The organism is Kangiella geojedonensis (genome assembly GCF_000981765.1).
GTDB lineage: Bacteria > Pseudomonadota > Gammaproteobacteria > Enterobacterales > Kangiellaceae > Kangiella > Kangiella geojedonensis.
On sequence record NZ_CP010975.1, the window covers coordinates 775,075 to 793,887 of the forward strand.

Sequence of the window (18,813 nt, forward strand, 5' to 3'; positions counted from 1 at the left end):
GTGTTGCTAATTCGTTCTTAAGTGTCTAAAAGGGGAGCTAAAAAGCTCCCCGATAGTATTACTGACAAGCTTCGCAGTCAGGATCGTCGATGGAGCAAGCTTGTGGTGCTGCAGAGCCAACAGGGGCTGCTGATACCGCGTTTAACTTACCATCGCTGATGGTTGACTTTTCGGTGCCTGTGGCGCCCATTGAGCGCAAATAGTATGTGGTTTTAAGGCCACGGAACCATGCCATGCGGTAAACCATGTCGAGTTTCTTACCTGATGGTTCGCTCATGTATAGGTTTAGCGATTGAGCTTGGTCAATCCATTTCTGGCGACGACTTGCTGCCTCAACTAACCACTTAGGCTCAACTTCAAACGCGTTGGCGAATAAGTCTTTTAGCTCTTGTGGCACGCGCTCAATCATGCTTAAACTACCTTCGTAGTACTTCAGGTCGTTAACCATGACGTTGTCCCACAAGTTGCGTTTTTTCAACTCACGAACCATGTAAGGGTTAACCACGGTGAATTCGCCAGAAAGGTTCGATTTCACGTAAAGGTTCTGGTACGTCGGCTCGATTGATTGTGACACACCGGTGATGTTTGAAATCGTTGCGGTTGGAGCAATCGCCATCACGTTTGAGTTACGCATGCCAACGGTTTTGACGCGCTCACGTAACGTATCCCAGTCCATAGTGCTGCTGGTATCGACTTCGATAAACTCAGCGCCACGTTCTTCGATGAGCTTTTCAACCGAGTCTAATGGCAGGATACCTTGCGACCACAATGAGCCTGCAAATGTTTCGTATGCTCCGCGCTCTTCAGCAAGGTCCGTTGATGCTTTAATCGCGTAGTATGAAATCGCTTCCATCGCATTGTCGGCGAAGGTAACGGCTTCTTCTGACGTGTATGGAATGTTTTGTACATACAAGGAGTCTTGGAAGCCCATCATACCAAGGCCAACAGGGCGGTGACGCATGTTTGATTGACGCGCTGTTTCTACTGGGTAGAAGTTAATGTCAATCACGTTATCCAGCATACGTACTGCTGTAGTGACGGTTTTTTCAAGTTGTTCTGTGTCGAGTTTACCGTCAACCATGTGCTTAGGAAGGTTAACCGAACCTAAGTTACAGACCGCAATTTCTTCACCAGCTTTAGTGTTCAGTGTAATCTCTGTACATAGGTTTGAGCTGTGTACAACGCCTGCGTGCTGCTGTGGAGAGCGCAAGTTACATGGATCTTTGAAGGTAATCCATGGGTGGCCTGTTTCGAACAACATCGACAACATTTTGCGCCACAAGTCTTTCGCTTGCATCGTCTTAGCTGTTTTCATCTTGCCGTATTTGGCCATCTCTTCGTAGTACTCGTAGCGTTCTTCAAACGCTTTACCGTACAAGTCATGCAGGTCAGGTACTTCGTTCGGGCTGAATAGAGTCCACTCGCCATCGGTGCTAACACGCTTTAAGAATAAGTCGGGTACCCAGTTCGCTGAGTTCATGTCGTGCGTACGACGACGGTCATCACCGGTGTTCTTACGCAGCTCTAGGAACTCTTCGATATCGATGTGCCATGTTTCTAAGTAAGCACAAACCGCACCTTTACGTTTACCACCTTGGTTAACCGCAACCGCAGTATCGTTAGCGACTTTCAAGAACGGTACAACACCTTGTGATTTACCGTTGGTGCCTTTAATGTAAGCGCCAAGACCACGTACCGGCGTCCAGTCGTTACCTAAACCGCCAGCAAACTTCGATAGTAGAGCGTTATCTTTAATCGCACCGTAGATACCGTCTAGGTCATCAGGAACGTTCGTTAAGTAGCAGCTTGAAAGCTGTGGGCGCAACGTGCCCGAGTTGAATAGGGTTGGTGTTGAGCTCATGTAGTGGAACGTTGATAGAATGTTGTAGAACTCAATCGCACGTTCTTCACGGTTGTCTTCGTTAACCGCAAGGCCCATAGATACACGCATCCAGAATACCTGTGGTAACTCGATACGAATCTCGTCTTTATGAATAAAGTAACGATCGTAAAGGGTTTGAATACCAAGGTATGTGAATAATAAGTCACGGTCAGCCTGAATCGCGTTACCCAGTTTTTCTAGGTCAAACGATAATAGTTCAGGGCTTAATAATTCATGCTCCACACCCAGCTCTAAGTAAGCTTTAAACGCTTGTGGGTAAATCGCAGCCATTTCGCTTTGAGTGGCACGTTTACCAACACCAAGTTCACGCAATGCTTCGGTACGAATGTTGTCGAGTAATAGTCGAGCTGTGACGTAAGAGTAGTTTGGCTCTACCTCAATCATGGTACGAGCGGTCATAACCAATGCCTGATACACGTCGCTTAAGGCAACGCCATCATAGAGGTTACGCATGGTTTCTTTGATGATTTGATCGCCATCAACATCTTCTAAGTTCTTACAAGCTTCCACCACGACTGTGTGTAGACGCTGTACATCTAAAGGTTTTTGTTGGCCATCAGCGCCAGTAACCGTTACTGCATTATCACCGACGATAGCATCAAGCTTATCGTTGTCACGAGCCGCACGCTCTTGCGCACGTTCGTTACGATATAAAACGTAAGCACGAGCAACTTTCTGTTCACTACTGCGCATTAGGGCCAGCTCTACCTGGTCCTGAATGTCTTCAATGTGAATGGTGCCGCCACCAGGCATGCGACGCTTGAATGCCTCTGTGATTTGCTTCGTTAGTTGACGAACTGTCTCATGAACACGCGAAGACGCTGCCGCATTACCACCTTCCACAGCAAGGAAAGCTTTTGTCATTGCCACTTCAATTTTGCTGTCGTCATACGGCGTTACTTTGCCATTACGACGAATAACGCGGACTTCACCCGGTTTATTCGCTTTAATTTCTGGGCTTGCGTCAGAATGTTGAGTTGGGGTTGGTGCAGCTGCTTTTTGTGCTTTGCCGACTTCGGTTTCCATCTTGCCAGACCTCTTTGATGCTTTGTAACGATTCTTTCGTCCGAGAGATTGAATCGTTAGATTGATAATTACCGTTATTTTGATTGTTTTTTGTACAAATCTAATGCGCTTTTGCAATAAATCAACAAGTTAGGACAACTTGTTCACTTACCATATATAGTATGCCAAAAGACGATAGATACAAGATAGTGCGTTTTTGCATTAGAAGCAAGAGCATATCTTGTGTAATTTGTTGTGGATAAGTTGTGTGAAAAGGTGGGGTAACTTTGTAGCCCTTATGGCGTCTGGTTTTGCGCGTGATCAACCACTTTTATGAATTTTTTATTTTTTGACGTTTTAGACAGAAATTAAATTCGGATAGACGATAAGGTGTTGGATGTCTAGATCGAACCCTATATCTTGTGATAGCGAATAATCATGGTGACTTGGGAATATTGCCTTTAGGCGTTCTTTATTGGGTAATTCCAGCTCATACTCAATAATCGCGCCTTTAAAGACTTTATGGCTGACTTTGGCGCGATGCTTCGAGTTGGAGTTGGGCTTTAAATCATCAGGACGCATCAAGACTAAAACGTCTTGGTTGGGCTGAAAGTGAGTGCCGTTAGCAATATTGAAATCGCCCAGTACCGTCGACACGGTATCATTCTGATCACACACTTTGCCCGCGATAAAGTAACCCTCGCCAATAAAAGCCGCGATTTGGGCATCTTGTGGCTTATGGTACAAGTTGTATGGGCTGTCCCATTGCAACAAGCTTCCTTCGTGCATAACGCCGATATAATCCGCCATGGCGAATGCTTCTTGCTGATCGTGAGTGACTAGCAAATGAGCAATGCCTTGATTCGCTAAAACTTCTTTGAGTTCACGTGCTAAGGAGCGGCGTAAGTGGGTATCTAAACTGGAAAAAGGTTCGTCCATCAAGACCAGCTTTGGCTTTGGCGCTATCGTTCGTGCTAACGCCACGCGCTGTTGCTGCCCGCCGGACAGTTGGTGAGGGAAACGTTGTCCCATACCTTCTAAACCGACTAATGATAAACACTCATTAACCCGAGCAGCCTTGTCTTTACGCTTCATTTTGCGTAAACCGAAAGCAACGTTATCGAAAATGCTTAGATGAGGGAAAAGGGCATGGTCTTGAAACACCAAGCCAAGATCGCGTTGTTCAGGCGGGAGCATGTGTTTGGCTGTTGAGCAGATTTTGCCGTGGACACTGATCGAACCGTTGTATATTGGTTCGAGACCCGCAATCGCTCGAAGTAAAGTCGTCTTACCGCAACCGCTGGCACCCAACAGGCAAGCGCTACCGCCATGGTTTAATGAGAAATTGATGTCTTTAACGATGACTTGATCGCCGTATCGACATTCAACCTGATTCAGTTGGAGTAGTGGGTACTGCTCGCTCATGCGCTAATTGAAGTGGTATTCATTCTCATTAAGGTTGGCATTGTAACCATCCTCAGCACAGATGCCTAGCTATTGTTGGGATTTATTGCTACATAAGCCAAGCTTCTTGTTTTAAAAAGGATTTATTCGCTAGAAAGAGAGAATTGATAAAGAATAGCCCGCTAGGGGTGCTAATGCGCCTTGAAAAGCGTTATAATCGCCCGCAATTTAGACCTACTGATAAATTGTATTGAGGATCTCATGAGCGAAACCATTGAGCAGATTAAGCAGCAAATCGCGGACAACAAAGTTGTGATGTACATGAAGGGTTCGCCGAAACTTCCTATGTGCGGCTTTTCTGCCCAGGCAGTTCAGGCATTGATGGAGTGCGGCCACGAGTTTGCGTATGTTGATATTTTGCAAAACCCAGATATCCGTGCTGAACTCCCGAAGTATGCGAATTGGCCAACGTTCCCGCAGTTATGGGTTGATGGCGAGTTAATTGGCGGTTGTGACATTATTCTAGAGATGTTCCAGCAAGGCGAATTACAGCAAGTACTGGATGAGTCTTACGGCAAAAAGCCTGAGTAGTACTCCTTACTATTAAAAATAGTATTGCAAAAGAAGTCTTGAAGAAGCCGCACTGATGTGCGGCTTTTTTGTATCTGCCTTATGAGTGAGTTACTTAATCATTACGCTGAGATCTTGTGCGCATGCGGCTCAAATGGCTGTGAGTTACTCCACTCTACAAAAGAGCAGTCATCTTTTAAGTCGTAAAAGTCCTCTCCCAGTAGATCATTCACAATCGTCGCTGAACGCCAGCACATCAAGCTCATTTGCGGCTCAGAAATACCATGGCTATAACGCCCCGCGTTAACGGCGTAGAGTTTATTGTGTGACGGGCCATCCCATTGAATGGAGTAGTCTCGGCCGAGCAAAAATTGCTGGTCATCACTAATGGCTAGGCGATGCTTGATGGGTGCTAAGTATTTTGGCACAGCATTCTCAAAACCAGTGGCCAGAATAATGATATCGCTATGGTACTGCTCGGTGGTGCCGTCGAACTTGTTGTGGGCTTCTAAGGTTATGCCGTTGGCTGGATAGGCATTGATTAAGTCGCGGTTCGGACGTAAGCGATAGTTATGCTCATCGCCACTGATGCGCTTTTCATAAAGCGTTTCATAAATACTTTTCAGCGTCGACTCGGAAATACCATCGGACGCTAGCTTCTGTTCATCCACAATGTTGTATTTGGTATTAGCAGGTAGTGGGAAGAAGCTATCGATGTAGTTTGGCGAGAACCATTCGTTGGTAAAGCAGGTTTCATCCATCGGCAGGAAGTTACTGCGACGTGAGATCCAATTGATTTCAGCTGGAGCACCGTCGTAACCGTTCAGCAAGTGCAAGAATATTTCGGCACCACTTTGGCCGCCACCAATCACGGTAACTCGCTTGTTACTAAAATCACGTTGTTGATTGGCCATTTCGATGGCGTGGAAGCAACGCTCCTTATCATATTGAGACTGTATTGCTGAAGGAATATGAGGGCGTTTACCCGTACCTAAGCATAAGTTGCGTGTCTGGATAGGCTGGTTGTGGTTTTCTAGATGCACTTCAAAGTGGCCATCATTAAAGTCTACTGCCTCGATGCCTTGGTCAAAGTTGAGGTAATCAATTTGTTGGCTGACCCACTGCAAATAATCGTTATATTCATAACGGCTGATCGCTGGTCGGTCGTTATTCAAAAAGGCATAAAAGCGTTTCTTACTCACGAGGTAATTCAAAAAACTAAAAGGACTCTGAGGATTTACTGCGGTTACCAGGTCCTTCAAGAACGATGTTTGCAAAAACGTATTCGGCAGTAGCATGCCAGGATGCCAGCAAAAGCTTGGTTTTTTGTCGTAAAAGGCAACGTCGAGCTTTGGGCTGTCGTGACACAGTGCGGCTATGGATAAATTAAAAGGACCAATACCGATCCCAACTAAATCTTTCGTGTTCATAATGAGTATTCCTTCGTTGAATTTGTTATTGGTTGCAAGGCGTTGTTGTTGGCATCAACGCCAATGGTGGTTTCGAAATCACGATGGTGTGTTTCTTGTAAGGCTTTTAGGCCAAGATAAATCGGGTTGGTTAAATCCGAACCAAGTTTGGGTAACGGTCGCTCGGCGTTATCTTGGTAGCCAATGTCAAAGCGAACATTATTGAGACAGATGCGTTCAACTTGTGGCCTGAATAAATCAAACCATTCAAAGCGCTCAGAATATTGAGGCTGAGACTGTTGGTAAGCATCTATTTGCTCAGCGAGAAGCTGATAAAAAGTTTCTTCGGCCACTTCTGTCTGTTCTGCGACCAGCGGTGATAAAAAGCGGTAAACACTGATGAAATGCCCGGTTAGTAAGTCATGGACTAAGTGTTCTTTGGGCAGTTTGGTCAACAGCGCTTTCGCTTCCGGTGCTAAGGCAGCTTGTTCGGGCAGTTCGGCGTCGAGTAATCGTAAGTCACCATGAAAGTCCTTGATTGCGATTGCACTCGGAATAGCATTTTTGAAATAGACCACCACATTCTGGCCATGAGCAATCACGCCCACGCCGTACTTGACCAATAAATGGTACAGGGGCACTGACATAACGCTAAATAGTTGCTGTAGCCATTCTTGAGTCGTTAACTGGCTGGATTGGATCAGTTCTTTAATCAGTGAATCGTCGTTAAGATCCTTTTGTAACAGTGCTGACAACAACATGTGGCGCTCGCCAGCTTGTTGTTTAGACACTGCTGATTGACGCCAGATGCAGCCCAGCATTTCATGATAGCGATAAGGTGAGCCTTGGACTTGGTTTTGATAAGGATGACTGACAAAGTAGCCCGCGGGCTCTTCTAAAATTCTTAAGTCTCGTTCTGAAAACAATGAGTCAGATTGTGTGAGCTGGCTGAGCCAGTGTGAAATATGGTGGCCAGCAGCAATAAATTTCTCTGGAACGCCTCGGTAGCAGGAGGTGTTAAGAACAGTGATCGCTAACTTAACGTCAAACTGTTTAGATCTAGTTACGTTGCTGAGCGTTCGGATGGATTGTTGAGGTTGGTAGCTGTCACCGGCTTGACCAAGATGAATCAGTGTTTTCTGCTGCAATGCCCACTGGAATTGAGGGCGTATGTGGTGTTGATACTGCCATGGGTGGCAGGGGATAAGGGCAAAGTCTCTAACCTCGAAACCTGTTCCAAAGAGCGATTCTTGCAAAGCTTGAGTAAGTGCATGATAACTGTTGTCGGTCATCATGGAGGCAATAAGATCACGATTATTCAGATCACCCAGATGGCCGCTGGTTAAAATGCTTTTGTGTGCCGCAAGGTATTCCAGTTGAAACGCTTGAAGAGACTCTGGAGCAAAACTTTCATTATCAACTGCGCCCCAACCGAGGCGTCCGCGATTCGCGATAATCTTAGGGTGCGCATCAAGCAAACCTTGTAACTGTGGCTCATCCAGTTGCAGCAACTGACTTGCATCATACTTGGCCAGTTTTTCGAGGCGCTGGAATTCATTGTGAAGTGTATTCTGAACATCTTCGAGCCAGTTACCGAAAACAATATCATCGACTGATAAAGCCTTTTTCAGATCCAAACAAAACTGCAATGCATCAGTAGCGACTTCTTGCTTTCGGCTTAATGAGCTTGGCTTGATGATCAGCAGGTCCCACAATGTGTGACTCGCAGTAAATTGATACGCTACATCCTTGAGCATGACTTGGTAGCTGTCTGCTCCAGCTCGATTCACTTCGAGCTCTGTTCCGCCAAGCTCCGTTTCGTCAAGATCCGTTACACTAAGCTTCGTCGCTACCAGCTCTTGTTCGTACACAAATTCAGACAGTGAGCGTGCTATGAGCTGTTGGTTCGCTAGAGTCCACAAGCTGTTAACTTGATCGGTATGGGGCGAGCTCATAGCTTCACCTCGCGATAAAATTGATCGCGATAACACTCAAGCAGTGCTGCACGTTTGTGTGGAAAGTCAAACTCTTTGGTTTTGACAAAGCTGGTGTGTTCAAGGTACTTCAAAAGACCAACATTGTCCGCGCGTGGTTCGCCGACGACACGTTCCGTTCTTGGGTCGTCTTTAAAGATGAAGTCATTAACGAGATTCAGCCATAAGGTCGTATTGTGGCGTCCGAGAAAACGTTTGTCGCCAATGAGTAAGTGATAGCCACGGTCATAAGGAGTGGCGTCACAATAAGGCGCGATACGGTCATAATACGCCCAGTAGATTTCGAAATAGGCACATGGTGCATCATCGATGTAACCAATAACAGGCTCTACAAAATCTTGCTGAAAGAGTTTATTAAGATAATCTCGCAGTTCCTCTTTCGACTGGTTCAGTTCCCAAAATTCATAAACGTATTTTTGATTATGCCAGTGATGGAATAGGTCTAGATGCTGCTCCATATCCAGTTTGCGCAGTTCAAACTGTTGCCCTGATGATGGGTCGAAATATTGATAGAGAAGATCATTGGGATATTCCTTAAATGGCACCTGGTGTACGGGGTCTTGTGTATTAAGAGCGGTCATACTCAACTCCTTATGCTGCATTGCCAGCCGTATTAACAGCAGCTTTTAGTGGGTTTTGCAGTTGGTGATAAATCAAAAAAGGATCGGCCATGGTGTTTTCATTAATGGCGTGCAGGTTGCAGTAGAAGTTGCCTTTCGACCAAATGTGATCTGAATCTAATAGGTAATCAATAACCCGTTGGTCTGGCCAAGCTTCAGCTTTTAACTGCAGTAAAAACTCACGATAGATGTGTAAGGCTTCTTCTTCGCTTAATAGGTTAGTCAGGGTTAAACTGCTGATGGTGTTAAAGCAGGAGTTCACGAATAAGTAATACGTGAATAGGTGAATAACGGTATCGTTTTCGAAAAGGTTGCCACTATCGACTGTATCGCTCAGCAGCTCGTCGCCATACAGGCGCTTTGCCAAGGCTGAAAACCCTGTACCCTGACAATCTCTAAAGTAGGTTTTCACAGGCATTAACTGAGCATCAAACTCAATCACAATGTTTTGCTGGTGAGCTCCAAACAACAAACCGTATTTTGCTTGGGCTGCAATAATGGGCTTAATGGCTACTCGTAAAAAGTTGCGTAGAAACGCTTGCGCTAAGTGACTGACATCTGTTTTGGAACGCTCTGCTTGCGCTTTGAGGCGCAGGCTTAGACGGTTGTCGGGTGTGTTTGGTAAGTCCTGCAATAAACCCGATAGCACTTCCGTTGAGCTTGAGTGCTGATTATAGAAAGGATTTTCTCGCCAAATAATGGCTGTGCTGTCGAGCGCTGTGCCATTAGAGTCTTTAAGCGCAATGCTGATTGGCTCGCGCATGATGCTGAAGTGTGGTTGCTCCTGTTCCATCTCTTGAGCTTTGTGCGAAGACAAGACTTTTTCGATGACTTGGCCCCGAATCATTTCTTCCGGCTGTAAGTGACGGATCGAATTGGTCAGCTGTGTGCTTAAAGAGAACTTTAGCATCCATGGTGAGTTTTCTTGATACAAACTACGCAAAGACGAGGTGGCGCGCCACGCTTGTCCAAATTGTCCAAGGTTTCTAAGCTGCCCTTGCACAAAGTAATGTGCTAGTTCTGTATTAGCTTGCCAGTGTTTGGCTTGCCAAGGATGGCATGGGATTAGTAAGTGGTTCGTTGGCAACTCACCGGCCAGTTTTTGTAACTCCTGATCGTTAGCAATAAGTTCTTGGCAGTATTCTTCAATAGGCTTTTTGTTCCCGGCAAAAACGTACAGGATGGCTTTGTCTACAGCGAACCAACAAAGGTTAAAATCATTACCGTATTCTGGAACGTAGGTTTCTTCGTCAGCGCGGTCAAAGCCACTTCTTGACTTGGGGCAGGGGTGGATCGAGTGGCCTACCAGTAAACTTTGTTCGCTCTCGATGAAGTTTAGCTCTTGCTGAAAAAGTTTGTCTAAGTCATTGTGTCGGTAGTCGATAACCTTGTAGATATTTACCTGACTTTCCTTAGAGCGAGCGATTACTTTCCTTAAATTATCGATATTAGGCATCCCAAGCTTATCATCACTGAACAACTGTGGACGGTTACTGAGTTGCGTTAAAAACTCGTAAAATTCATACTCTTGAATGTCACCGCTAACCTGATCCACCAAGTATTGCTTAGAGTGAAAATAGCTCCTGCCAAAAGTAGAGTAGGCTATCAGCGGTAAGTAATAATATTGATGACTACTAATTTGAGAACAAAAACCTTCGGTATAACCTTTTGATTTAAAATGTCTTTCTGGAAGCTTCACATACTTCCATTGTTCGAACTCACGAACTAACGCATTTAAAAAGCAGTTCGCGCCTGAATCAAACATAATCTTTCCTTCCGATGTTATGGTGCTTATTTTTGGGCATACAATAGATCGAATGAGAATCATTATCAATAGCAAATAAGAATGATTTATGATAAATTCCGCTTTAATTTGATATCTGTGGTTGTTTTTGAGAACTGTGACGGAAACGAATCACTCAAGAGAAAAGTCTCAATCTAATTTAAAGTCAGAAGTGTTATGAAGTGGAATAAACCGAGCTGGTATCTATTACCCATTTTGATGGGGCTTTTTCAAAGTAGCCTGATCGCTGCAACACCAACCTTTATCAGTACCACCGGTCTGTCGACCGTTGAATGGTCTCTGCTGTTATCGATGCCGACCTTATTATTTTTATTACTGTCGCCACAATGGGGACGGTGGGCGGATCGCCATGGTGCCAGTTATATGATTCGCTATTCTGCGTTTGGCTTAGGCGCTTCAATTCTAGTATTAACGATAGTCTGGTGGAGTGGTGTTCATTGGTCATTTGCACCCTGGTTATGGTTTCTCACCATTGGCATAAGTAGAGTGTTGTACGGCATCAGCGCCAGTGGCGTTATGCCGTTATGTCAGTCCTTAGCGATAGATACCTCAACAGAAGACGAACACACCATTAAGCCAAAAGAGGATCAGTCATTAAAGCGATTAGGCTTTGTCTCGGCATCTTTATCAATCGGCAGGCTTTGTGGGCCAGTGGCATTAATTCTAGTGGCTTCACAGTTTCATTGGTTACTAGGCTTTTATGGTTTACTGGCAATTCCATTGGTGTGGGCTGTATTGAAATACAGTCAAACAGCACCTAGGGTACCCAAAAAAGAAGTTAGTGTGAGTCATACAAGCTTTGTAGCGATAAAAGAGCTGTGGTTATTCTTTGCATTGGCATTTTGCATTACTTTACTGGTGGGGTATTTGCAGTTTGTTCTTGGGCCGCTTTATCTGGATTGGCTTAAGGATGCCGATGCGGCGACTTTTATGATGAGCATTACTATGACACTTGTCGCGACGACTGCTTTGTTGTGTCAGTTATTGCTAGTTAAGCGACTGAACTGGCGCTCCCCTAAAGTGTTGTTACTTCTGTCGTCGTTACTGATTCTCGCCACTTTGGCATTAAGCCTGACTCAGTCACCGGTAGGGGTTGTTCTGGCGATGGTGCCGATTGCGATGGCCATTGCATTGATAACACCGATTTATAGCCGCTTTGCCATGTCTTTATCGACAGCTTCAAAGGGGCAGATTAGTGGCAAGTTAGCGGTGGCACATACCGCGGGTTACCCGCTTGGGAGCTTATTGGCTGGACTCAGTTACGGCCAATTCTCGCTGTGGTGGTTACCGATGAGCGTTATGGCCGTCATAATTTTTGGATTGTGTGCTGCGGTGGTTAGAATGGCTGCGTCACATACTCAAGAAGCGTTCGCTTCGTAATACGATAAGTAATTTAAAACGATAATAACAAAACAAATACGAGACCTGTTTATGTTAAGAACCTTGAACACAACTTTAATGGCGTTTCTACTGGCGATAGCACTGTGCATGATTATGGTGCTTTTTTTGCCCGTCAGCTTACATAATCGATTGTTGCTAACGGTGGTCTTTGTGGCGCCAATTTGGCTAGGAATAGCGGTATGGGTAACGCAGAAGAACAACATGAAACGTGTACTGGTTTATCAGTTAATCACGTTATTGGCTTTAAGCGGTTTGATCATGGTGGGTTTGTATTATGGATAACAAGAATAACAAAAAAGATAACAAGCAAAGACAGGCTGGTATCAATACCAAAAGCTTTACCAAAGTCCACCGCAAAGTCGGCGTCTTCTTTATGCCTTTGCTATTAGTCATTGTGATTACTGGCGCTTGGTCATTATTCCGAGCTGAGTTGTTGCAGTGGCAGTTTCCACACTTTGAACTCGGGCAGACGAGTTTTGAGGCTAGCTCAGCTGAGAGTGGCGTGGATAACGGTTTAGAAAGTAAAAGCAGTCAGCGAAAAAGCTTACAGGAACTGGTGGATATCGCGCGCAATGAACACGGCTTTAAGTATTCGGATTTTAGTATCCACGACAAGCAGCGCTACGGCGATTTCGTACTGTTTTTTAACAAAACCGATGGCGTTGAAAACATGTTGTTTATGGATCCTGCCTCGGGCGAGGCGCTGGATGCAAGTCAAGCGAGTTTCAGTGAAACCGTGTATGACTTACATCTAAAACTGCTATTGCCGAGCTCCATTGGCAAGTACCTCGTGGGGTTAATGGGGTTATTACTGATGTATTTGGTTTTTACGGGATTCCTCGCGCACAAAAACATTGGTAAGAATTTTTATCAGTTAAGATTGCACAAAGGTCGTCAAATTTTTGCAACGGACTTACATAAATTGCTCGGCAACTGGAGCTTGGTTTTTAGTGGGCTCATGTCGATTACTGGTGCTCTGCTAGGGCTATTCTCGATTGTACTCTTGGTATTAGCGTTGGCGGCTTATGGTGGCGACGTCAAAGCCTTATTTGCCGACTTTTTAGGAACCCAGCCGAAACCTGTCGGTGGTGTCGCTGACTTTATATCCTTAGATTCGCTGTATCAATTGGCGCAACAACAGTGGGAAGGTTATAAAATTAGCACCATCGAAATTCATAACTATGCCGATCCTGCGATGCGCGTGACTTTTGAAGGCGAATTAATGAATGGCTTTTTGACTCAGCAACACGTGACTTACGATGCGATTAATGGCGGTATTACCTTCGTCACTGATTTTACCGATAAAGGCGTTGGCGGTTACATGTACAGCGCCTTACCGAGCTTACATTTCGCCAGTTTTGGTGGCACTTGGCTTAAACTGATTTATTGGTTCCTAACCTTAGCGCTACTGCTTGTGATGGTTACAGGAATTACAATTAAATCACTACGGCTACGCGACAAAGGTTTCTCCACAAGCGATCTGATCGTGACCCAATTAAGCCAAGCGGTGATTTTAGCGGCTTCAATTGCCGTGGTTTTTGGTGTTATTTTTACGGGGCTAATGAACCCTGGTGACTATACAACCCTAGGCATTATCACATTAGCCGCGGTGACCTATACCGTCGCCAGTAACAGGTTTCAGTGGTTGAGCAGTGTTTCTTTAGCGGGCTGGATTTTAGTAATCGCTGGAGTTGTTGTGGTATTTAAAGGCGAAGTATTATTAATGGTTTTATGCTTAACGTTAGGACTGACTTGGTTATTCAGTCAAAAGGTTGGAAGCATGGTTAATAAGGCTAAACCTAGTTCAAATCAACAAGGCTCTACTCAATAACCAATAAAGCTTAGCAACTTGTTCAGTATGCACTGGCAGCAAGATGCGTTACCATTAAAGGAACTCACGCAGTCAGAGAGTGTGTATGCCAAACTTCGACGTTTTAGGTCATCGTGGCGCTATGGGCTTAGAGCCTGAGAATACGCTTCGGTCATTCAAAAAAGCCCTGAGTTTGGGGGTAGATGGTCTTGAGTTTGATGTGCAGAACATTCATGGCGAGCTATTAGTCTTTCATGATGAATCTCTTGAGCGCACCACTAACGGTGAAGGTAAGCTGCTCAATCATTCTGTCGAAGCATTACGAAAGCTTGATGCAGGGAAGGGTGAGCAGATTCCGACTTTGGCAGAAGTCGTTGAATTAATCGGCAATCAGGCTTTTATCAATATCGAGCTTAAAGGCTTTGATACTGCCAGCTTGGTTATGAAGCTGGTGCGTATGTTGGATAGGAAGCGGTTTAAGAAAGAGCAGTTTATTATCTCGTCTTACTTATTTTCAGAGCTTTCCTTGGTGCACGAACTGGACCCAGAGATTCGACTTGGTGTGATCGCGGATGAATACCCGACTATTGCACAGGAGTTCGCCGATGAGATCGATGCTTACAGTTTTCATCCAAGCTATTCCATTCTCAATCAGTCACTAGTTGATGACGCGCACAATAATGGCATGAAGGTATATGTTCATACGGTGAATGATTTAGACAAGATCAATCACTCTAGAACTCTTGGAGTAGATGGCGTATTTACCGATTACCCTGATCGCGTGATTGATTATATTCGTAGCTGACAATCCTAAATTAAGAGACTAAAAAAGGCGCTAAAAAGCGCCTTTAAAATAGAATCTTGAATGAAGAACTTAATTGCCGTTTTTCTTCATCTTCTCAGCTTGGTAATTCTGAAGACCAATACGCTCAATGAGGTTGAGCTGTGTTTCTAACCAATCAACGTGCTCTTCTTCGCTTTCCAAGATCTCTTGCAGCAAGTCGCGACTCACAAAGTCTCGGACTTTTTCACAGTATTCGATGCCGTCTTTTAGATCAGGAATTGCGTCCATTTCTAACGCTAAATCACATTCGAGCATTTCTTGCGTGTTTTCGCCGATGCGTAAACGACCAAGATCTTGTAGGTTTGGTAAGCCCTCTAAGAAAAGAATACGCTCAATTAACCAATCGGCGTGCTTCATTTCATCGATTGACTCTTCGTACTCGTGATCCGCCAGCTCTTTCAAGCCCCAGTCTTTATACATGCGGGCGTGTAAGAAGTACTGGTTAATCGCAACTAACTCATTACCTAGCGCGGTATTTAAGATTTCAATAACTTTTGCGTCGCCTTTCATGGCTTTCTCCAATTCATTAACTATCCTTTCATTGTAGGAAGGCGGACAGCGATTATCAAGAAGAAAGTTAGTTAAGTGATTGAAATACAATGAAAATTAGAACCGTTATCAATTAGTAAAGATTCTTGTTTGATGATGTTTCTCAGTCAGGAATTAGGAGAGATTGGAGTTATTACAGGGTAGAAAATAGGGTAGAGGTAACTACTAAGAAATTAAATAATAAATGTAAGCGATACAAAAAAGCCGCTGATTTAAGCGGCTTGGATAGCGATTCTGCCAGAGTCGGCGTTAAGTCGCATATCTATTTCAGCACGTGTGCTGCGTAAGATCTGCTTGGCATCACGGGCACATTTACCGCATTGAGTCGCCACGCCCATCTTGTTCAGGCAACGCATAGAGCATGCGCCTTCACAGGCTGCTTGTTTAATCTGCTTGTCTGTTACTGCTTTACAAAGGCAAACGTACATAGACTGGAACCATTAAAATAGATGTTACTTAACTGTCTAAATGAAATTTTCTTACAAATGAGAATGATTGTCAATAATTTTAGTATTGTTATTTGATGCTAGTTGTTATTCGCAAGCAGGGACATTTAAATTTCAATAAGTTAGAAGGTGGGCGTCCATAAAAAAGGCCACTATAGTGGCCAAGGGGAACGCTCATAGGAGTAGAGCAAGGGGTAAAAAACTGTCATAGATTATTTAAAGCGAGCGGCTATCTTCGCCACACGACGACCTAGCTCCTTTGCAGTTTCTTTGTCGGAATTTGGAGGCGTCTCTTCAGCGCCTTGATCCGTATTGCTTTGCGCCATAGCGCCTAGATAGCTGCCAATACGGTTCAGATCTTGTGGTGAGGCAGTGCTGCTATTGTTACCAGGCATTAAGCCTAAGCTAACCCAAAGCATGCTATGTTGGGCAGCGAAGACCGACATTTGAATCAGCGTATTCAACTTATCGCCACTCTGTGAGCCAGAGTTGGTAAAGCCTGCGGCAAGCTTATCTTTCCAGCCTTGCTCCGCCCAGACCTTGGACGACTTATCCATAAACCCTTTAAAGTCAGCGCTCACGCTACCCATATAAGTCGGGCTACCGAAAATGATGGCACTAGCTTCTGCCAGATCATCCCAGTGATTATCGATATCGTCCACCGAGATGAGGTGAACCTTCGCATTCGACTCTTCTACGCCTTGCGCTACCGCTTCGGCGATGACTTTAGTGTGGCCGTAACCACTGTGGTAAACCACGGCAATTGAGTTGCTCATAACAATATCCTCTTTTATTAGCGCCAAACACGCTAAAAATTCACTTGATGGGGCTAATGTATCGGGTTTATAGTTATGCATGAAATGAATTTAATGGATAGCTATTATGCAAATAGAGAATTTTAGGAACATGGATCTTAACCTGTTACTGCTGCTCGATGTGATTTTAGAAGAAAAGCACATCTCCAATGCGGCAGTGCGTTTAAACATGAGCCAACCGGCAGTGAGTCGCTCGTTGCAGCGACTTAGGGACATGATCGACGATCCTTTATTGGTGCGCGTAGGCAGTGGCTATCAATTAACCGAAAGAGCCTTGCAGATCCAACCGAGGCTCAAAAGTTGGCTCGCCGACTTTATATGCCTGATGCAGCCTGAAGAGTTTGTGCCAGAGCTGGCCAAGGGCGAACTGACCATTATGTCGATGGATTCCGAGGTGAGCTTGTTTCTGCCTAATCTATGGCAAGACCTACAACAAGAAGCGCCCAACGTCACCATGCGCTCGATTGGTTATCGTCCCGACTCCGTCACCTTGCTGGAAGAAGGGGAAATCGACTTTCTTATCGGTGATGAAAATAAATCCCTCGAAAGCACCAAATACCATAATTATCACCTGGTGCGTCACGACTTCGTCATGGTGATGGCTAAAAGCCACCCCCTGAGTAACGAAGCCATTAACCTGAAAACCTACGCCGAACAGCGCCATGGCCTCGTGACCGTGACTGGTAAAGGGCAGGGCATTATTGATAAGTTGCTATCGAAAGAAGGCTTAACTCGAAACGTGGCCTTATTTGTACCAACCTTCCATCTCGCGCTCGATATCTGTAGTCGCACTGACTTAATCTTCGCCATGCCACGACTGGTCGCCGAAAAAGACGCCGAACGATATGGCCTCGTGATTAAAGAACTGCCCTTGAAAATGCCGCTATTAGACATATATCTGTATTGGCATGAGCGCCAACACCAAACGGCGCTTCATCGATGGTTTAGACGCCTCATGCGTGATAGCGTAAGGCGCACAAAAGAAGCCATAACTGCCTAATAAATAAGCACATTAGGCATTCTCTATAACGTTATAGCTAAAATTAATCTTTTGTGAAAAGGCTTAAGACATCGCCGGACAAAAGCGTATAATACGTTCACAAATTTAAACATTCATAAACTCTTGGAGGAAATAATGGGAGTATTAGTAGGCCGTAAGGCACCAGATTTCACAGCAGCAGCAGTATTAGGTAATGGCGACATCGTTGAAGACTATAACTTCGGTGAAGCAACAAAAGGGAAACCAACTGTTGTATTCTTCTACCCACTAGACTTCACATTCGTATGTCCATCAGAGCTAATCGCTTTTGATCACCGTCTAGAAGAGTTCAAAAAACGTGGCGTAGAAGTCGTTGGTGTTTCTATCGACTCACACTTCACACACAACGCATGGCGTAACACAGCCATCAACGACGGTGGTATCGGCCAAGTAGGCTACACGCTAGTTGCTGATGTTAAGCACGAAATCTGCCAAGCGTTCGACGTTGAGCACCCAGAAGCAGGCGTCGCATTCCGTGGTTCATTCCTAATCGACAAAGAAGGCGTCGTACGTCACCAAGTTGTAAACGACCTACCACTAGGCCGTAACGTCGACGAAATGATTCGCATGGTCGACGCGCTTCAGTTCCACGAAGAGCACGGCGAAGTTTGCCCAGCAGGCTGGAACCAAGGTGATAAAGGTATGGACGCGAGCCCAGAGGGTGTGGCGAAGTACTTATCTGAGTCAGCTGACAAACTATAATTACTGGTTAAATTGTCCAACTTCATTGTTGGTTGATAACTTTTCATGCTCAACGACCTTAGATATGGTCGCCTCCGCTGAAAAATCACCAACCGCCTCGAATTTGAACAATTTTCCTACGTAATTCGAAGCCCTGAGGTTAACGCCTCGGGGCTTTTTTGTAGACTCAACAAAACAAGGATTGTCATCTGACCTACATGGATGTAGGGAATGCAGAGAATTTGTCAGGAACAAATTCTGCCTGACGAAATTCAGGAGCCAATATCAAGGATGTGGCCAAGCAAAACCATAAAGTCCTAATTTTTGACACTTCCCAAAACTTACAGTAATCTCTACTTGAACACTAAATAAACAAAACTAAGAATACAGGAATAGGGCTGAAGGAAAATCGCTATTTAATACACACTTTATTGGAATTCCGAGCGATACTGCATTTCAGAACCGCCTTTGCTAGGGTATTAACCACTTTTTTGGAATTGTAAAAATAATGCTTTATAA

General features: G+C 44.8%; 16 protein-coding genes. 7 read left to right on the forward strand and 9 right to left on the reverse strand.

Annotated features, from left to right (window positions below; translation table 11 throughout):
* Window positions 1-58 precede the first annotated feature (58 nt).
* Together TQ33_RS03520 and TQ33_RS03525 are read right to left on the reverse strand one after the other, a co-directional pair.
* The gene (locus tag TQ33_RS03520) at window positions 59-2,929 is read right to left on the reverse strand and encodes a ribonucleoside-diphosphate reductase subunit alpha (protein WP_046560839.1); all 2,871 of its coding nucleotides are present in this window, start codon (window positions 2,927-2,929) and stop codon (window positions 59-61) included.
* Window positions 2,930-3,265: 336 nt separating this feature from the next.
* On the reverse strand, window positions 3,266-4,333 hold the full coding sequence (locus TQ33_RS03525; RefSeq protein ID WP_046560840.1) for an ABC transporter ATP-binding protein: 1,068 nt from the start codon (window positions 4,331-4,333) through the stop codon (window positions 3,266-3,268).
* Window positions 4,334-4,573: 240 nt separating this feature from the next.
* Between TQ33_RS03525 and grxD the strand changes: the two genes are divergently transcribed.
* On the forward strand, window positions 4,574-4,903 hold the full coding sequence (grxD, locus tag TQ33_RS03530) for a Grx4 family monothiol glutaredoxin (protein ID WP_046560841.1): 330 nt from the start codon (window positions 4,574-4,576) through the stop codon (window positions 4,901-4,903).
* Window positions 4,904-5,004: 101 nt separating this feature from the next.
* Here the strand turns inward: grxD and TQ33_RS03535 are convergent, their stop codons facing one another.
* From TQ33_RS03535 to TQ33_RS03550, 4 genes are read right to left on the reverse strand one after another with little or no spacing between them, the layout of a single operon-like run.
* Window positions 5,005-6,312 (reverse strand): lysine N(6)-hydroxylase/L-ornithine N(5)-oxygenase family protein, encoded by a 1,308-nt coding sequence (locus tag TQ33_RS03535; RefSeq protein WP_046560842.1) that lies wholly within the window; start codon window positions 6,310-6,312, stop codon window positions 5,005-5,007.
* Window positions 6,309-8,246, reverse strand: coding sequence for an IucA/IucC family protein (locus TQ33_RS03540; protein ID WP_052735183.1), 1,938 nt, complete (start codon window positions 8,244-8,246; stop codon window positions 6,309-6,311). Before TQ33_RS03540 ends, TQ33_RS03535 begins: the two co-directional genes overlap by 4 nt.
* Window positions 8,243-8,866, reverse strand: coding sequence for a GNAT family N-acetyltransferase (locus TQ33_RS03545; RefSeq protein WP_052735184.1), 624 nt, complete (start codon window positions 8,864-8,866; stop codon window positions 8,243-8,245). Before TQ33_RS03545 ends, TQ33_RS03540 begins: the two co-directional genes overlap by 4 nt.
* A 10-nt stretch (window positions 8,867-8,876) precedes the next feature.
* Window positions 8,877-10,670, reverse strand: a complete 1,794-nt coding sequence (locus tag TQ33_RS03550; protein WP_046560843.1) for an IucA/IucC family protein — start codon at window positions 10,668-10,670, stop codon at window positions 8,877-8,879.
* A 195-nt stretch (window positions 10,671-10,865) separates the two neighbouring features.
* On the opposite strand from TQ33_RS03550, the gene TQ33_RS03555 reads away from it, so the two are divergent.
* The 4 genes from TQ33_RS03555 (at window position 10,866) to TQ33_RS03570 (ending at window position 14,725) form a co-directional block, all read left to right on the forward strand.
* Entirely contained in the window at window positions 10,866-12,089 is a 1,224-nt protein-coding gene (locus tag TQ33_RS03555; RefSeq protein WP_046560844.1) for an MFS transporter, read from the forward strand.
* Window positions 12,090-12,140: 51 nt separating this feature from the next.
* Complete coding sequence (locus TQ33_RS03560) at window positions 12,141-12,392, forward strand: hypothetical protein (protein WP_144405942.1); 252 nt, start codon at window positions 12,141-12,143, stop codon at window positions 12,390-12,392.
* Entirely contained in the window at window positions 12,385-13,941 is a 1,557-nt protein-coding gene (locus tag TQ33_RS03565; protein ID WP_046560846.1) for a PepSY-associated TM helix domain-containing protein, read from the forward strand. The genes TQ33_RS03560 and TQ33_RS03565 overlap by 8 nt, the downstream gene beginning before the upstream one ends.
* A gap of 85 nt (window positions 13,942-14,026) precedes the next feature.
* On the forward strand, window positions 14,027-14,725 hold the full coding sequence (locus TQ33_RS03570) for a glycerophosphodiester phosphodiesterase (protein WP_046560847.1): 699 nt from the start codon (window positions 14,027-14,029) through the stop codon (window positions 14,723-14,725).
* Between the two features lie 69 nt (window positions 14,726-14,794).
* On the opposite strand, the gene bfr is transcribed toward TQ33_RS03570, so the two are convergent.
* From bfr to TQ33_RS03585, 3 genes are all read right to left on the reverse strand, one after another.
* The gene (gene bfr / locus TQ33_RS03575) at window positions 14,795-15,274 is read right to left on the reverse strand and encodes a bacterioferritin (protein ID WP_046560848.1); all 480 of its coding nucleotides are present in this window, start codon (window positions 15,272-15,274) and stop codon (window positions 14,795-14,797) included.
* A 251-nt stretch (window positions 15,275-15,525) separates the two neighbouring features.
* Complete coding sequence (locus TQ33_RS03580; protein WP_046560849.1) at window positions 15,526-15,741, reverse strand: (2Fe-2S)-binding protein; 216 nt, start codon at window positions 15,739-15,741, stop codon at window positions 15,526-15,528.
* Between the two features lie 230 nt (window positions 15,742-15,971).
* Window positions 15,972-16,535 carry a flavodoxin family protein gene (locus TQ33_RS03585; protein ID WP_046560850.1) on the reverse strand — a complete coding sequence of 188 codons (564 nt, stop codon included), beginning with the start codon at window positions 16,533-16,535 and terminating at the stop codon, window positions 15,972-15,974.
* 106 nt (window positions 16,536-16,641) lie between these two features.
* Between TQ33_RS03585 and TQ33_RS03590 the strand changes: the two genes are divergently transcribed.
* Window positions 16,642-17,574: a LysR family transcriptional regulator gene (locus tag TQ33_RS03590; protein WP_046560851.1), complete on the forward strand. Its 933-nt coding sequence runs from the start codon at window positions 16,642-16,644 to the stop codon at window positions 17,572-17,574.
* Between the two features lie 135 nt (window positions 17,575-17,709).
* Window positions 17,710-18,315, forward strand: coding sequence for a peroxiredoxin (locus TQ33_RS03595; RefSeq protein ID WP_046560852.1), 606 nt, complete (start codon window positions 17,710-17,712; stop codon window positions 18,313-18,315).
* Window positions 18,316-18,813 lie beyond the last annotated feature (498 nt).

Bases quoted from the DNA above. Each gene is read 5' to 3' on its own strand.
- TQ33_RS03555 (WP_046560844.1), top strand. From the start codon at position 10,866: ATGAAGTGGAATAAACCGAGCTGGTATCTATTACCCATTTTGATGGGG.
- TQ33_RS03535 (WP_046560842.1), bottom strand. From the start codon at position 6,312: ATGAACACGAAAGATTTAGTTGGGATCGGTATTGGTCCTTTTAATTTA.
- TQ33_RS03545 (WP_052735184.1), bottom strand. From the start codon at position 8,866: ATGACCGCTCTTAATACACAAGACCCCGTACACCAGGTGCCATTTAAG.
- TQ33_RS03590 (WP_046560851.1), top strand. From the start codon at position 16,642: ATGCAAATAGAGAATTTTAGGAACATGGATCTTAACCTGTTACTGCTG.
- TQ33_RS03580 (WP_046560849.1), bottom strand. From the start codon at position 15,741: ATGTACGTTTGCCTTTGTAAAGCAGTAACAGACAAGCAGATTAAACAA.
- TQ33_RS03565 (WP_046560846.1), top strand. From the start codon at position 12,385: ATGGATAACAAGAATAACAAAAAAGATAACAAGCAAAGACAGGCTGGT.
- TQ33_RS03520 (WP_046560839.1), bottom strand. From the start codon at position 2,929: ATGGAAACCGAAGTCGGCAAAGCACAAAAAGCAGCTGCACCAACCCCA.
- TQ33_RS03540 (WP_052735183.1), bottom strand. From the start codon at position 8,246: ATGAGCTCGCCCCATACCGATCAAGTTAACAGCTTGTGGACTCTAGCG.
- TQ33_RS03525 (WP_046560840.1), bottom strand. From the start codon at position 4,333: ATGAGCGAGCAGTACCCACTACTCCAACTGAATCAGGTTGAATGTCGA.
- TQ33_RS03550 (WP_046560843.1), bottom strand. From the start codon at position 10,670: ATGTTTGATTCAGGCGCGAACTGCTTTTTAAATGCGTTAGTTCGTGAG.
- TQ33_RS03595 (WP_046560852.1), top strand. From the start codon at position 17,710: ATGGGAGTATTAGTAGGCCGTAAGGCACCAGATTTCACAGCAGCAGCA.
- TQ33_RS03585 (WP_046560850.1), bottom strand. From the start codon at position 16,535: ATGAGCAACTCAATTGCCGTGGTTTACCACAGTGGTTACGGCCACACT.
- bfr (WP_046560848.1), bottom strand. From the start codon at position 15,274: ATGAAAGGCGACGCAAAAGTTATTGAAATCTTAAATACCGCGCTAGGT.
- TQ33_RS03570 (WP_046560847.1), top strand. From the start codon at position 14,027: ATGCCAAACTTCGACGTTTTAGGTCATCGTGGCGCTATGGGCTTAGAG.
- TQ33_RS03560 (WP_144405942.1), top strand. From the start codon at position 12,141: ATGTTAAGAACCTTGAACACAACTTTAATGGCGTTTCTACTGGCGATA.
- grxD (WP_046560841.1), top strand. From the start codon at position 4,574: ATGAGCGAAACCATTGAGCAGATTAAGCAGCAAATCGCGGACAACAAA.